The following is a 15262-nucleotide window of genomic DNA, read 5'->3' as shown; positions in this document are numbered from 1 at the left end:
TGCTTCAAGGAGGCTTGACATGATGGAACCCATCTCGTATACAAACTATTCCTGCTCTTATCAGGGAATCGATAGTGCGGTGTCTTCTCAAGAACTGCGTCAGGCACGTGTGATATTACAGAACGAGCTCCAGGAATTGTTGTCCGCTTCCTTGTCGCCGATCGAGTGGTACCAAACGGTAAATGAACTGCATGACCGGATTGCACGGAAAGCAGTAGAGTTATGCATTCAGGGGATGGTTGAGGAAGGCTTCGGCCAACCTCCCGTCCCCTATGCCTTTATCGTATTTGGCAGTTCCGGCAGGGAAGAAGCAACGTTATGGAGTGATCAGGATAATGGCATGATCATTAGCGATACTCCGCATGAAGGTAAAGAGGAATATTTTGCTCAGCTCGGACAGCGAATGACGGATATGTTGGAAGAGCTTGGTTACGCCAAATGCGAAGGCAAAGTCATGTGCTCTGAGCCACTCTGGAGAAAAACGCTGGCGTCATGGAAGCAACAATTAGCAGATTGGAGCTCGGATCTGAATTGGGAGCCTGTTCGTAATCTGATTATTGCTTCAGACATGCGTTTTGTTGCAGGTGAGCAAAGTCTGGCAGAGGAATGGATCACGAGTTTTTATGAACAGTTCAGACTGGTTCCTGAACTTTCGGATGCAGTTCTTCGCAATACGGTTAAACATAAAGCTACATTAAATGTACTTGGACGTGTGGTTACTGAACGATTTGGTGAACATGCAGGCGGATTTGATGTCAAGTATGGATTGTACATTCCGCTGGTGAACAGTGCCCGTTATTTGGCTTTGCAACATGGGATCAAGGAGTCATCCACGTTAAAAAGAATGGAGAGACTGACAACACTTGAAGCTGTTCCGTTTACATTACTGGATGCAAGCCAGCGAGCCTTTTTAGCCGCTTTGAAATTTCGCAGAAGTACACCGGTTGTCATCCAAGGGGATTTGCAACATAGCAGTGGGTTCCTGGATGAGAAACAGATGAAACAAAAGCAAATTCATTATGAGCTCAGGGATACGCTCGGGTTGGTACGACGAGTGCATCGTGCTTTGCAAAGACAGTTGCGTTTTGCAGAAAGGAGACGTCCATGAGAGAGCCGGCAAGGGGCAATACAGGATTCTGGAATTCGCTGCGTCAGGGAGGGGTTCCTTCCGCCATCGCTTCCATTATGGGAGCCCCTACGGCGCAACACATGGCGTTTATCCGCTCTATGATGAGAGAACAGCGCAGACCTGAGGTTCTGCATACGCCTCTAAATGAGCTTGACGCAGTTGTATTTGATCTGGAAACGACGGGTTTTTCGCCCCAGCATGGGGATGAGATTATCTCATTTGGTGCGGTCCGTATACATGGTGGTGCGGTACTGGAAGGGGAGCAGTTCTATACGGTGGTGCAGTCCAAGACTGCGGTTCCGGAACATATTACTGAACTTACAGGTATTACGCAGGAGATGACGCTTGACGCACCAACTTTGCTGGAAGGGCTGCATGATTTCATGTCTTTTGTAGGTGGAAATGTTCTGATTGCACACGCAAGTGCGCATGACCGTGCTTTTCTGAATGCAGCTCTGTGGCGGACTTCAAAGGTAAGACTGACACATCGTTTAATTGATACGATGATGTTGGCCCGCTGGCTTGAACCGAGCAGGCCGGGGTATGGTCTGGATGAATTGCTGGAATCCAGAGGGATTCCGATCCATGGACGTCATCATGCACTGGAAGATTCAAAAATGACTGCACAGTTATGGTCCTGTTATCTGGAGGACATGATGCGTAAAAATGTGGAGACCTTGGGTGATTTGTATACCCAGCTAAGTCACGCATAACGGAACGGGAAGCAGATTGTATGAAGGCACAACGCGGTGTGCCGGATCTTGCGGTTTCTTCGAGGGTTCAATCAGATAACCGTTCAAATGCATATGAGATCGCGACCCACTTGTTAGGTCGGGTGAGCCGATGAGGTACATCTGAAGCAAACCGGCGAAGGCCGGAAGAGCTTGCAAGTCCTCTAAGGAAGGAACAGGCCTGGTCTGCGGATGAGAATGGAAGATACCAATGAGCTTAGGCTCGGAGAATACGCACCGAATCCATTCGGCATCATCCAGAGTAAAATGGTGCAGCGGGTCAGGTGCTACGTTACGAATGGGCTGAAACCGACTGATTCGTATACCGCCCGCTGCGGTTTCACCCAGCATAACCCCGCAGGCTTCTTGCGGCAGCGAAAGGAACATGTGCTTTGACATCTCTTGTTCTACGGCAGAAGGGATGTAGAAGACGTTTTGCTGCCCGTGAAGTGCTGCCATTTGTATTCACCCCTCTCTCTTTGGCTCCTGCTTAGGCAGGAGTCCTTTTTCATTTTATTTTCTGTAATGTGGATTGTAAAATTTTAAAGGAAAAGGGTACAATAATAAAGAGAACATTTGGCAATCATGTTCTGGTGAACTGTGATAGAGCGTGATAAACACTTAGCATGTGCAGAAATTACTGTTTCAGTTTCAAATATGCTAATTATATAAAAGGGTGGCTGGTTATGAAACGAAACATATACATACTCCTTGGTGTTGTCTTGCTGGTTGGTATTGCACTGGCCCAGAATGCGGGTGACGGCATTGCAGCTGTCTTTAAGCAGGAAGAACCGATGCCTACAGAGACGGGACCACGTGCGGGTCTTCTGGCGCCTGCTTTTTCTCTGACAGCAATGGATGGGAAAACGTACAGTGTGGGCGGTGCCAAAGATAAGGCCACATTCGTCAGTTTCTGGGCATCCTGGTGTGAGCCGTGTAAGCAGGAAGCTCCAGAGCTGAACAGAATGGCTGCGAAATACAAGGATAAGCTTGACATGTATGGGGTTAATGTAACTTCATACGATAAACTCAAAGATGCCAAAGCTTTTGTGGATGAGTACCAACTGACATTCCCTATTCCCTTGGATGAGAAGGGGACAGTGTACGCTCAATACAATGGGGTGGCTTTTCCAACGAATGTTCTGATTGACTCCAGAGGAGTTATACAGGAGATTGTTCTGGGCATACTGCCCGAAAAAGAGTTGGAACGTAAGATTAAAGAGCTAGTTGCAAATTAATTTTCATGTAAACAAAGAAGCCTCTGCATCCATGGTTCATGGATGCAGAGGCTTCTTTATATTTTCCGGGAAATAAGCGTTATTAGTGGTTGCTTATCCCATGAGCAGGAATAGGGAGTGTGCCCGGCTCATCCTGCAATTTTTCTTGAAGCAAAGCATAGCGGAAACTGTGTACAAGAGCTTCCCAACTTGCTTCAATTACGTTCTCGGATACACCGACAGTGTTCCATGTGTTCTCCGTATTTTTGGATTCGATCAATACACGAACTTTGGCGGCTGTGGCATCTTTCTCATCCAGTACACGTACTTTGTAGTCCGACAGATGCATGTTGGCAAGTGAAGGGAAATATTGTACCAGCGCTTTCCGAAGGGCGTTATCGAGTGCGTTCACCGGACCGTTACCTTCAGCAGCGGTATACACACTTGTTCCAGCTACATTAAGTTTGACAAAAGCTTCAGAAACAACGGATTTGCCCGCCGTTTTCTCCACAAGCATTTTGAATGATTCAAACGTGAACAATTCTTTCATGTCACCGTTCGCTTCACGAATTAACAATTCAAGCGAAGCATCAGCACCTTCGAACTGGTAACCCTGATGCTCCAGGTCTTTGATCTTCTCAATAATCTGACGTGAATTGGCACTGCTTGGATCGAACTCAAGCCCCAGTTCCTGAGCTTTGGATACAATGTTACTTTGCCCGGCAAGTTCCGAGACCAGTACACGTTGCTTGTTACCAACCAGTTCAGGCACGATGTGTTCATAGGTACGTGAATCCCGCAGAATGGCAGAGACGTGAATCCCACCTTTGTGAGCAAAAGCAGCATTGCCGACATAAGGCTGATTAATCGGCATATTTACATTGGCAATCTCGCTAACATAACGAGCCACGTTTGTAAGTTGTCTCATGGAATCTTCAGTAACACATTCATAACCAAGTTTCAGTTGCAGGTTCGGGATAATGGATGCGAGATTGGCGTTACCGCAACGCTCCCCATAACCGTTCATCGTTCCTTGAACCTGACGGGCTCCGGCTTGTACAGCGCTGAGTGTGTTGGCTACAGCCAGTTCACAATCATTATGTGTATGGATGCCGAGATGTGCATGAGGCAGGCTTCTATGCAGTGTGGATACGATCTCATGTACCTCGTTTGGCATCGTCCCGCCATTGGTATCACACATGACGAGCCAGTCCGCGCCAGCCTCGTGAGCCTTGGTCAAGACAGCTTGAGCATACTCCGGATTATGTTTGAATCCGTCAAAGAAGTGTTCTGCATCAAAGATCACTTCCATGCCATTCTGTTTCAGATAGGCGATGGAATCATAGATCATGGACAAGTTTTCTTCCAAAGTAGTCTGCAAAGCGGTATGTACATGGAAGTCCCATGATTTACCGACCAGGGTTGCAGCCTGAGCACCAGATTCGATCATGCGCTTCAGGTTGGCGTCTTCACTAGCAACGCTGCCTTTACGGCGGGTGCTGCCAAAAGCAACAACCTTTGCGTTCAGGTTTAATTCCTTGACTCTTTTGAAAAACTCGATGTCCTTGGTATTGCTGCCGGGAATTCCGCCTTCAATATAATGGACACCCAGGTCATCAAGCTTCTTGGCAATTTTGAGTTTGTCGTCTGCCGATAAGCTGACACCCTCCCCTTGTGTGCCGTCACGTAAAGTCGTATCGAAGATGGAAATGGCCTTTGACATGAAGATCCTCCTTTGAGATAAAGCGCTCTTTTAAAAGTTTGGATTGTAAGTTGGGAAAAGCTGTTAAGTACGTTAGTGCGCGAATCCTTCGATTCGGCAACGCTACACTGTGTTAAACTCAATGTGCTGATTTGTCCTAAAGTCGTCAATTTGTATAATTAATTATTATAGCACCATTATAGCCAAATGCTACATAGAAATCGCAGTTTCATGTAACAATTAACGGATTTTAGAGCAAAAAGAAGGATGTTAATCATAATCCGGATGTATGTTATAATCTATTATTGAGTTTTAATTGGAATATATGGAAGAAAAGGAGGGTTGATTTTGACTTTTATATGGGAAAATACGATTATTGCCTTGATCACTTTGATCCTTTTTGTGAGTGTTGGTTGGCTGATTATTCGATCTTTAATCAATTCTCGCAGAAAATAAAAGCCCGTGACTGAATTTACATAACGGGTTTGATATACTATAGAAGAAAGCGAATTACGTTTCATTAATTAGTGTGCATGAAAGGGCGGGGGTTCATGATGTCTTCAGACGGCAATCCTCCAGCGAATGTGGATCAATACTACCCTACAGCCGGACGGGTAATTCTGCATGTCGATATGAATGCTTTCTACTGCTCTGTACATGAAGCCGAGGAACCAGATTTATATAGAGGAAAAGCAACGGCCGTTGCGGGCAGCAGTGAACTGCGAAAGGGTGTAATTGTAACCTGCTCATATGCCGCTCGTAATCGAGGCATCTCAACAGGCATGGTTGTTCACCAAGCCATGAAAAAGTGCCCTGATCTCATTGTGATTCGTCCTGATTTTCATTTATATCGTCAATATTCAAGAGCTTTCATGCAGATTGCGTATAGTTATACCCCTCAACTTGAGGCAACGTCCATTGATGAATGTTATCTTGATATTACAGGTTCAAGGCAATTCGGGAATCCAATGGAGATTGCGGAGAGCATTCAGCGTAGAATCAAGGATGAATTGGGGCTGCCATGTTCCATTGGCATTGCACCCAACAAATTATTGGCGAAAATGGCTTCGGATCTGAAAAAACCGAACGGTATCTCCATTTTACGCATGAGGGACGTACCCCGGATTCTTTGGCACAGACCATGCAACGAGATGTTTGGTATTGGCAAAAAAACGGCTGAAAAGCTGAAAAAACTGGGCGTTGAAACGATTGGTCAATTGGCCAAGTCGGACGAGAACATGTTGACCGAACTATTCGGAGTTAATGGAACATGGCTCAAAAATTCTGCGAATGGCATTAACCATTCCGCAGTTCACGCGGAACGGGAAGCTAATAAATCCATTGGGCATACAACCACTCTACCGGCGGATGTATCGGATATGAATGAGATTCATCGGGTATTCCTCAATATAAGTGACCAGGTAGCCAGAAGATTGCGCAAGCACGAAATGTTCAGCCAGGGTATTCAGATTACGATCCGCACACCGGATATGAAGACAATCACCCGATCACGTCTAATGGAAGTTCCTACGGAGGATGCGACGGTCATTTACCGTGAAGCCTGTAAACTATTTGAGAAGCATTGGGGTAGTGGCAAGCCTGTCCGTATGCTGGGTGTGACACTTCAAAACCTGATTCCAAGAGAAGAATCCGCTGTGCAGATGGACTTGTTCGAATATGAGCAGAAGCCCAAGAAGGACAATCTGATTCGGATTATGGATCAGTTACGTGATAAATTTGGTGAGAATGCTGTTGTGACCGCTGGCATGCTTGGAGATGATCCTTCCGTGCTGCTTCGCAATCATAAAGTGCGCGGTACTTCCCTGCAAAAAGATAACTTGCAAAGTCTTGATTAAATAAGGGATAATAGAGACTTGTGGTTGCAAAATGATTTGTAATTATCCTTACTTTGTATTAATATGTTTCTAGATAAAAACACTGTACGTTTCGAATTTTAGGAGGAGAGAATGTAAATGAGTAAATATACTTGGGTTGAAAAAGACACATGCATCGCATGTGGCGCTTGTGGAGCAACAGCTCCTGACATCTACGATTACGATGATGAAGGTTTGGCAGAAGTTATCTTTGACGGCGATGCTAACCATGGTATCAAAGCTATTCCAGACGACTTGTTTGACGATATGCAGGATGCATGCGATGGCTGCCCTACAGATTCAATTAAAGTAGCGGATGAGCCTTTTAATAAAGAGGGTTAAGTATTTCTTGCATGAACACAGAGCACTTTCTTTTGTCTTTACGACAAGGGAAGGTGCTTTTTTTGTTTTCATTTAACTGTGATCTTATGACCTGTGGATCAAGGACGATTATTGTCGAAAACCCTTTTTTCCACCGGGTACTCAAGTCCTATGGATTCAACGCCATGTTATGCCGATATATATGGATATACGGAAAAAGGCGAAATAGTGGAGGATCGGATGCAAAATACTCATCTAAGAACATATGTCAAGAAACATCCCGACAATAAAATGGCTTGGTACTTGCTTGGAAAGGAGTATTTGGGCGAAGGACAGGAGGCCAAAGCCAATTATTGTTTTCAGCAAGCGGGCGAGGTTTACGAAGCATTTGAACGCAGTAAAGCTCCTGCTGACATCTGGGTAGACTATCAGGAGAAACTGGTGGAGATGTCTGAGCAAAAAGAGAAAAAACAACGTAGACGCAAAATGTGGCTTACGTTGTTCATGCTGCTTGTGCTGGCAGGTCTGCCACCTGCGGACGCTCCGGGGTTCAGTCGTGAAGCGGCCGACGCACTGTCAGCAGCACTGGAATCCACAGATGACATCGAAGCGCCTATAGAAGCGGATAAACAGGCTGTGACTGCATCCGCGCCACCAAGTAATGTGTTTACTGCTGCGGCATTTGGTGGAGGCAACGATGGCGAGACTGCGCTCGCAGCTGCCTGGTCCGGGTCTGGCCCAAAAGTAGAGACCTCTGCTGTACTGGGTATGCAAACCTCGGATGACTGGTCTTTGTGGAAGCGAAATATGCCTGTGAAATACATAGTACAAACCAATACAAAAGGTAAATTAACTGCACAGAGTTATGATGCCAAGCAATGTAACTGTGAACCTCCTGAAGTCACGCCGAAAATCAAAAAGATGGCTATGGCGTGGACCGCCAAGCAGGAAGCGGCTGCATCATTATCAAGTGCAATCGTTGCCTATCGCAAAAAAAATGACGCTTGGCCCAAGAGTGTAACGCAAATGGCCCAGCCATTTCCGAATAATATTCTGGGCGAGACTGCGCCAGGGATGACCGAGATGTTTCCGAAGCTGTTAGCTTTGCATCAAGGAAAGGCACAGGAAGGAAAGAGCGAAGCGAGCGGTAAAGAGAACGGTTCAACATCTTCGAATTCGTCTCAAGGCAAAAATGCCGCTTTTGCAGATACGCTGGGAGGTCAGCCTTTTTTGCAGGAACTGCTGGAGATTGTCATTGATAAGGATAAACATAAACTTGCATTAATTAGTGGAGATACCATTGTTCGTATGTATGATGTGGGACTAGGCGGTGATCGAACCCCGGAGGGTTCATTTATCATCACAGATAAAGTGGTCAATCCGAATGGGCGCTCGAACGGTGAGTTTGGAAGCAGAGGTATGCAGCTCTCGAATACAAATTATGCCATCCATGGGACCAACGAGCCAGACAGTATCGGACTGGATGAGTCCCTTGGATGTGTGAGAATGCGTACAGGAGATGTAGAAGAGTTATTCGCTCTTGCTCCGCAAGGCACTCCGGTACGCATTGGAGAAGATGTACTGCCAGATCTGACGCTTGTTCCAGAAGCAAAGCAGCGTTATCAGCATACGCTTGTTCCAAAGCAGAATAATCCGAACAAAACGTATCACTGGCTGAATTGATCTGTTTGATATGTAGAATCAGATGGATTCAGCCTGAATCATCTACATGTTGGCAATAATGATAAGAGCACCAATGATGATGATCAAGCCGCCTACACTGGCTGCTGTCCATGCAATGGCTTTGCGATTCACTTCTTCTTTCTTTTGCTGTAATGCAGGTGGTTTACGTTTGGGAGCCATGAGTTATTCCTCCTTATTTGGAATAGAACTGGTGTAGAGTAACCATGCTCTCATTGTAAAGAATTCAACTCGTCATTTCCAGTGGGCGGGTGGATTTCTTGTGAGCATTTTGTATTATTCGATTTGTGCTGTCTATGCGCAAACTACTTTCCTTTTTAATAAGAAACAGATAGACTTGTGTGTAGAGTGTTTTTTACATATGAAAAGACGGACAACGGCTTTTTGGCGTACCGGACCAGAACGGAGTGAGTGATTTGTTATACAGAAGTCTTGCTAAACCTTTGTTGTTCAAAATGGACCCTGAACAGGCCCATCATCTGATTATTGGCGGCCTTAGTGGCGTGGGTAGCATCCGTCCGGTTCCTTCCGGACTACGTGTGATGTACGGCGTTCGTGAAACGTCTGATCTGGCTGTTGACATGTTTGGGTGTCATTTCCCTACACCTGTTGGTCTGGCTGCGGGTCTGGACAAAAACGGGCAGGCCGTAACGGGCTTTTCTTCCATCGGATTTGGATTCATGGAAGTGGGAACCGTGACACCACTTGCACAACCAGGTAACGATCAACCACGACTGTTCCGTTTGCCTCCAGATGAGGCTTTGGTGAACCGAATGGGCTTCAACAATCTGGGTGCGGAAGCCATGGCAGGAGAACTTTCACGTCTACAGGATCGGCGTATTCCAGTGGCTGTTAACATCGGCAAGAATAAGGCAACGTCTAATGAGGAAGCTCACTTGGACTATTCGAAGTGCATTCAGGCACTATACGATTATGCTGATCTGTTCGTGGTTAATATCAGTTCACCAAATACACCGGATTTGCGTAATCTGCAACATGGGAATGAATTGAAGGAACTGCTCGCTGCGGTTATGAACGAGATGAACGTGCAGCATGCACGAGCGGGCGGAGCGGCCAAATCCGTTCTGGTGAAGATCGCACCGGATGTGAATGATCAGGAACTTGAATATATGGTTCGCACAATTGCAGACAGCGGTGTTGCTGGCATTATTGCAACGAACACAACCATCAGTCGTACAGGACTTTCCCACCAACATGCAAAAGAGACTGGCGGTCTGAGCGGTAAACCTCTGCGTGAGCGTTCTACGGAGATTATTCGCCAGATCTATCGCCAGACCGAAGGCAAACTTCCGATCATCGGTTCAGGTGGTATTTTCACAAGTGAGGATGCTTATGAGAAAATTAAAGCCGGAGCAAGTCTGGTCGAAATATATACAGCATTAATCTACGAAGGACCTGAGGTGAATCGGCGTATTCATGCCGGACTGCGTGAGTTATTGCGCAAGGACGGTTATCGTCATATCTCTGAAGCGGTTGGTGCGGAGCATCGTTAAGAAGGAATGTGGATCCCCGGATTGAAAATATAGAAGCATGGAAGAGCGTAAAATGGTTCGGGACTCTTCCCCCCACCAAACATCATGTATAATGGAATAGAACAGGGGACGCTATAGAGACAGGAGGCATAAGCATGGACGGTAGAGACTGGGGTACATTTTTACTTCCTTATGAACAAGCGGTAGAGGAATTAAAAGTCAAGTTTAAGACAATGCGGGCGGAGCTGAAAAAACGGGAAGAGTATGCCCCGATTGAATTCGTTACCGGTCGTGTCAAAAAAATATCCAGTATTCTGGAGAAATCCAGACGACTGAATGTGTCGCTTGATGACGTGGAGACAGGCATTGAGGATATTGCAGGTATCCGTATCATGTGCCAATTCGTAGATGATATCCGTCGGGTTGCCGAATACATTCGAGGCCGCAAGGATCTCACGGTACTCATTGAGAAAGATTATATTACGAATTTCAAAGAGAGCGGTTATCGCAGCTTCCATATGATTATTGAGTATCCCGTTCAGACGGCTCTGGGACAAAAGATCGTATTAGCCGAGATTCAGATCCGGACACTTGCCATGAATTTCTGGGCTACCATTGAACATTCTCTGAGTTACAAATTCCGGGAGAGCTTACCGGATGACATGCGAGCCAGGCTGAAAAAAACAGCTGAGGCCGCTTTTGTACTGGATAATGAGATGTCTGCAATTCGTCTACAGATTTTGGAGGCGCAGAAGGCATTTGAGGATGATTCCAATATCGTGTCAAGAACATTGAATATCATTCATCAATTATACTTCTACCACCTTGTCAGTGAAGCGATTGAAGCTCAGAAGCGTTTTAACGATTACTGGGAACGGCATGATATGGAAGGGCTCAAAGATTTGCTGGATGACGTGAAGAAACTTCTGAACAACGCCAGAAAGGGCGAAAACCCGGATGAGCATCTATGAGCCACTGTACATTGACTACTTAATCTACTTCAATCGGGATCAGGATTATTTCGAGTGCCATGAGGTGCTGGAAGAATTGTGGCTTGAACGTAACCGGGATTCTCTCTATAAAGGGTTGTTGCAAATTGCGGTTGGTTTATACCACTTCAGGAATGGCAATCTCCGCGGAGGAACGATGATGTTACAGAGCTCACTTGATCTTCTGGAACCTTATCCTGCTACAATTCTGGGCATTGACCTTGGGACTTTGGTACGGGATGTACAGGAAATCGTGAAGGAACTGTCCCAATCAGATGTTCAGTCTGTGACTTACAGGGATTTGTCCATACGAATTGTTGATGAGGTCTTAGAACAAGAGATATCTAGAAGATCGCTTGAGCTAAAACCTAATATTCCGCAACGGCGCAGTCCTACCAGAGGGCGAATATACGAAGAGAAGATGAAGGCGATGGATCAGGGTAAAAGTTAAGCCGTAATCAGCGTTAACATCCAAATGAGCATCCCATGGATATGAAGTTCCATGTATATGAAACACCCCGACGATTCCTGTAAAGGGAAAGATCGGGGTGTTTTTGAATGTTGCGTCATATTCAGATGATTGCAGGTGGCACAGCCTGTCCTTCAACAGAACAGTGTCGGTGATACAAATACCTGATTGTAGATACTTGTGGAAACGGATCTATCAGTTAGCTTGCCGAAGGAGCGGCACTGCCTTTATATTTTTGGAAAAATTGTTTGTAATCATCCAGTGTGTAGCCTTGGTCACTGCCATTCTCTTTCAGTCCGCCAACCATACGGTCTTTCTCGACACCAGCCTCATAATAGACGAGTGTAGGTGTGAACTCGATATTGTAATCGGTCCATCCTGCTTCGAATTCACGCAGATTGAACTGCGGAAGCTCAATACCTTCACTGTCAACCAGTGGCATCAACTGAGGTGTTGTTGCACGGCAGTGCGAGCAGTCGGAAGCAAAGAAATAAACAAAAAAGCTGTCTTTGTTATCGATTTTGGCTTTGAGATCAGTGGGTACAATAATTTGTTGATAGTTGGGATCACTCAGTAGCTCGCGTGTAGCTGGATTAAGCTTGGAAGCAGCGATGCCATAAGCATTTTCGACTGAATCCATCTGTTTCTTGGATTGCTGGTCTACGACAACCAGTGCTGCAATCATAATGATTAAAATACCCAGGAATATAAGGATCGCAGCACTTTTCTTTTTCTTCTTGGATTTCATTGGACATCCCCCATCGATCATATCGAAATATAGTTTGGGCAAAAATAAAGGTTGGGATTATATGCATAAACACCCGAATTTTTGCTCAGGAATCAATCTACTTGCCATTATACTACATTACACGCTGTAGTGGAATAGATACGATATGATAGGAAAGCAAAGCTTGGATATGATAAAATAAAACGATATTGCAATCTTACCAAGACAGGATGAGTGGGAATATGGGTGTAAAGTTACCTTTGATATTTGCTGAGCGAATGAAAAGTTTGCTGGGTGATGAGTTTGAACAATTTATGAAATCGTATGAACAGTCTCCCCATGCGGGACTGAGAGTGAATACGTTAAAAATATCGATGGAACAATTCGATGAGATTGCTCCGTTTGATCTAAGACCTATTCCGTGGTGTGAGACAGGATTCTATGTACCTCATGGTGTTAAACCGGGGCTGCACCCTTATTATCATGCAGGCCTGTATTATATACAGGAACCAAGTGCAATGGCTCCAGTTGAATTATTGCAGGTGGAGCCTGGAGATCGCGTGCTTGATCTGTGTGCTGCTCCGGGAGGGAAAACAACACAGATTGCTGCAAAGCTGCAAGGCAAGGGTGTACTTGTGACGAACGATATCCATGCTGAACGCACAAAAGCACTGGCCAAGAACGTGGAATTGTACGGGGTGCGGAACGCCGTTGTTTTGAATGAGTCGCCAGAGCGGATCGCAAATGCATTTCCGCATTATTTTGACAAAGTATTAATCGATGCGCCTTGTTCAGGTGAAGGTATGTTCCGCAAGGATGAAGACATGGTGAAATCGTGGGAACATCATTCGGTGGAAAAATGTGTACTCATGCAGCGCGATATTCTTGAAACTGCGGCACGATTGCTGGCTCCGGGAGGTACGATTGTATACTCGACCTGTACCTTTGCACCGGAGGAAAATGAAGCGATGATTGCGGAGTTCCTGAATGTAAACCATGATTTCGTAGTAATGGACATTCCTGATGAGACAGGGTTCGCTCCAGGACGTCCGGAATGGGTACGTCAGATGATGCCTGAGAAGGCCGATGAGACGGAAGCTGTGCTGGATCAAACGCGTGGTACCGCAAGATTGTGGCCTCACCTTTTGGAAGGGGAAGGACATTATGTCGCTGTATTACAGCATCGTGTAGGGCAAGAATTAGAAACAGATCAACCTGGAGTAGTTAAAGAAGGAGCAATGGAGTATGGACAGGTCGTGGATGTGTCCAGGATTGAAGTAGAGGGGAACAAGGATCACTCTATTGCTGCTTCTTCAATTGCTATGACCAAGGCTGATCGCAAAAAGGAACGTTTATTGCGAATTGAATCCCGAGAGTCCCATGACAGACAGGCTGGTGGCAAGAATTCGGGTAAACAGAGCAAAAAAGGTAAAGATCACGGCGGACGTAAATCGGAACGGGGTCAGGGACGTGGAGCTGATCCGGCAAGTATTGATCCGGTTGCGATCTACACTCAGTTTATGAAAGAACAATTGGAGATTGAGTTAACTGGAGAAACGGTATGTTACGGAGATCGTGTGTATCAATCCTCGGTTGGTGCAGCTCGGTTGGAGGGACTGAAAGTCATTCGACCAGGCTGGTTTATGGGAACGATCAAGAATGGAAGATTTGTCCCGTCCCACCCGCTTGCTTGTGCTCTGAATGCATCTGAAGCACGGCGAAGCGTGAATCTGTCATCTGCTGATGGCGAGGCTGTGAGGTACCTCAAGGGTGAAACGTTAAATATTGAAGAAGAACGAGTGGTGCTCAAGGCGGATACGTTTGCCAAAGGGTACGTTCTTGTATGTGTAGATGGTTATGCTGCTGGCTGGGGAAAATGGCTGGATGGTGTACTGAAGAATGAATATCCGGCAGGCTGGAGGTGGACATCGGTATGAGTGGAAAAGGCAAACAAACGTTGCGTCTGGACAAAATATTAAGCCATATGGGTGTAGGAACACGAAGTGAACTTAAAAAGATGGTGAAACAAGGCAGAATCCATGTGGACGGCAAAGCGGTGAAAGACAGTGGTGTACAGGTGAATCCCGAGGTCAACGTCATTGAAGCCGATGGAGAGCGGATTGTGTATCGGGAGATGATCTATCTGATGCTGCATAAACCTCCGGGTGTTGTGTCTGCTACCGAGGATAATAGAGATAAGACGGTACTGGATCTGCTACGCAAAGAGGATCGGGTCTTCAATCCGTTTCCTGTGGGACGACTGGATAAGGATACGGAGGGACTGCTCATTCTTACGAATGACGGTCCACTTGCCCATGATCTGTTATCTCCACGCAAACATGTACCCAAAACCTATGAAGCTCGTGTTCTGGGAAATGTGGATGAAGCGGATGTGCAACGTTTCAAGGCGGGCATTCAATTGGATGACGGATACGAAACGCTGCCGGCCCAACTGACTATACTTGGTCAGGAAGAAACGGAAGAAGGCATGATCTCGTCGATCTCGCTTATTATTCACGAAGGGAAATTTCACCAGGTAAAACGTATGTTTCAGGCGGTAGGCAAGCGAGTGATTTATCTGAAACGCGTAGCCATGGGTGAGCTGGAACTAGCTTCCGATCTTGCTATCGGAAGCTATCGTGAACTAACCGCAGATGAGTTGAGCCTTCTGCGGAAGTAAAAGCTCCCGTCCTTCGCGAAGCGGAGCAGGGAGTTGTGGAGGGAAGCGAAGCCCCGATACTAAACGCCGAAGGCGAGAGAGCTTCCTGCTTCACGAAGTGAAGCAGGGAGCTGTGGAGGAAAGCGAAGCCCTGATACTAAACGCCGAAGGCGAGAGAGCTCCCTGCTTCACGAAGTGAAGCAGGGAGCCGGGCAGAAAGCGAAGCCTTGCCCGTAATGGTCCCGGTTAA

At 46.2% G+C, this 15262-nt stretch carries 15 protein-coding genes; 11 read left to right on the top strand and 4 right to left on the bottom strand.

Annotation, left to right across the window (positions count from 1 at the left end):
• Positions 1–22: 22 nt before the first annotated feature.
• A complete protein-coding gene (locus MKX68_RS00775; RefSeq protein ID WP_445671099.1) occupies positions 23–1108 on the top strand; it encodes a DUF294 nucleotidyltransferase-like domain-containing protein in 1086 nt (361 codons plus the stop codon).
• Positions 1105–1842: an exonuclease domain-containing protein gene (locus MKX68_RS00770; RefSeq protein ID WP_339784739.1), complete on the top strand. Its 738-nt coding sequence runs from the start codon at positions 1105–1107 to the stop codon at positions 1840–1842. The genes MKX68_RS00775 and MKX68_RS00770 overlap by 4 nt, the downstream gene beginning before the upstream one ends.
• Here the strand turns inward: MKX68_RS00770 and MKX68_RS00765 are convergent.
• Positions 1828–2319, bottom strand: coding sequence for a M67 family metallopeptidase (locus tag MKX68_RS00765; RefSeq protein WP_340908404.1), 492 nt, complete (start codon positions 2317–2319; stop codon positions 1828–1830). The two genes, MKX68_RS00770 and MKX68_RS00765, sit on opposite strands and share 15 nt — an antisense overlap.
• 227 nt (positions 2320–2546) lie before the next feature.
• On the opposite strand from MKX68_RS00765, the gene MKX68_RS00760 reads away from it, so the two are divergent.
• A complete protein-coding gene (locus tag MKX68_RS00760; protein ID WP_338593625.1) occupies positions 2547–3098 on the top strand; it encodes a TlpA disulfide reductase family protein in 552 nt (183 codons plus the stop codon).
• A gap of 82 nt (positions 3099–3180) precedes the next feature.
• Here the strand turns inward: MKX68_RS00760 and cimA are convergent, their stop codons facing one another.
• A complete protein-coding gene (cimA, locus tag MKX68_RS00755; protein ID WP_091017507.1) occupies positions 3181–4800 on the bottom strand; it encodes a citramalate synthase in 1620 nt (539 codons plus the stop codon).
• Between the two features lie 533 nt (positions 4801–5333).
• Between cimA and MKX68_RS00750 the strand changes: the two genes are divergently transcribed.
• The 3 genes from MKX68_RS00750 to MKX68_RS00740 all read left to right on the top strand — a co-directional run bounded on the left by MKX68_RS00750 (position 5334) and on the right by MKX68_RS00740 (position 8657).
• Complete coding sequence (locus MKX68_RS00750) at positions 5334–6635, top strand: DNA polymerase IV (RefSeq protein WP_340915237.1); 1302 nt, start codon at positions 5334–5336, stop codon at positions 6633–6635.
• Positions 6636–6752: 117 nt separating this feature from the next.
• A complete protein-coding gene (locus MKX68_RS00745; RefSeq protein WP_091032191.1) occupies positions 6753–6995 on the top strand; it encodes a ferredoxin in 243 nt (80 codons plus the stop codon).
• Positions 6996–7214: 219 nt separating this feature from the next.
• Complete coding sequence (locus MKX68_RS00740; protein WP_340908397.1) at positions 7215–8657, top strand: L,D-transpeptidase family protein; 1443 nt, start codon at positions 7215–7217, stop codon at positions 8655–8657.
• A gap of 42 nt (positions 8658–8699) precedes the next feature.
• Here MKX68_RS00740 and MKX68_RS00735 read toward each other — a convergent pair whose 3' ends face one another.
• Positions 8700–8837, bottom strand: a complete 138-nt coding sequence (locus MKX68_RS00735) for a hypothetical protein (RefSeq protein WP_017689367.1) — start codon at positions 8835–8837, stop codon at positions 8700–8702.
• A 254-nt stretch (positions 8838–9091) separates the two neighbouring features.
• Between MKX68_RS00735 and MKX68_RS00730 the strand changes: the two genes are divergently transcribed.
• From MKX68_RS00730 to MKX68_RS00720, 3 genes are all read left to right on the top strand, one after another.
• Complete coding sequence (locus MKX68_RS00730) at positions 9092–10189, top strand: quinone-dependent dihydroorotate dehydrogenase (protein WP_338593635.1); 1098 nt, start codon at positions 9092–9094, stop codon at positions 10187–10189.
• Between the two features lie 134 nt (positions 10190–10323).
• Positions 10324–11139, top strand: coding sequence for a GTP pyrophosphokinase (locus tag MKX68_RS00725; RefSeq protein WP_091032183.1), 816 nt, complete (start codon positions 10324–10326; stop codon positions 11137–11139).
• Positions 11126–11608 (top strand): DUF309 domain-containing protein, encoded by a 483-nt coding sequence (locus MKX68_RS00720; RefSeq protein WP_340908394.1) that lies wholly within the window; start codon positions 11126–11128, stop codon positions 11606–11608. The genes MKX68_RS00725 and MKX68_RS00720 overlap by 14 nt, the downstream gene beginning before the upstream one ends.
• A gap of 217 nt (positions 11609–11825) precedes the next feature.
• Here MKX68_RS00720 and MKX68_RS00715 read toward each other — a convergent pair whose 3' ends face one another.
• Complete coding sequence (locus MKX68_RS00715) at positions 11826–12374, bottom strand: thioredoxin family protein (protein WP_036609632.1); 549 nt, start codon at positions 12372–12374, stop codon at positions 11826–11828.
• A 221-nt stretch (positions 12375–12595) separates the two neighbouring features.
• Here MKX68_RS00715 and MKX68_RS00710 point away from each other — a divergent pair, with 221 nt between their 5' ends.
• Together MKX68_RS00710 and MKX68_RS00705 are read left to right on the top strand one after the other, a co-directional pair.
• Positions 12596–14290, top strand: a complete 1695-nt coding sequence (locus MKX68_RS00710; protein ID WP_340908391.1) for an RsmB/NOP family class I SAM-dependent RNA methyltransferase — start codon at positions 12596–12598, stop codon at positions 14288–14290.
• The gene (locus MKX68_RS00705; protein ID WP_340908388.1) at positions 14287–15033 is read left to right on the top strand and encodes a pseudouridine synthase; all 747 of its coding nucleotides are present in this window, start codon (positions 14287–14289) and stop codon (positions 15031–15033) included. Before MKX68_RS00710 ends, MKX68_RS00705 begins: the two co-directional genes overlap by 4 nt.
• The last annotated feature ends 229 nt before the right edge of the window (positions 15034–15262 follow it).

Origin of the sequence: Paenibacillus sp. FSL M8-0212 (assembly GCF_038004645.1) — a bacterium.
In the GTDB taxonomy this organism is placed as follows: domain Bacteria; phylum Bacillota; class Bacilli; order Paenibacillales; family Paenibacillaceae; genus Paenibacillus.
This window is presented reverse-complemented; position numbering and strand designations above follow the sequence as displayed.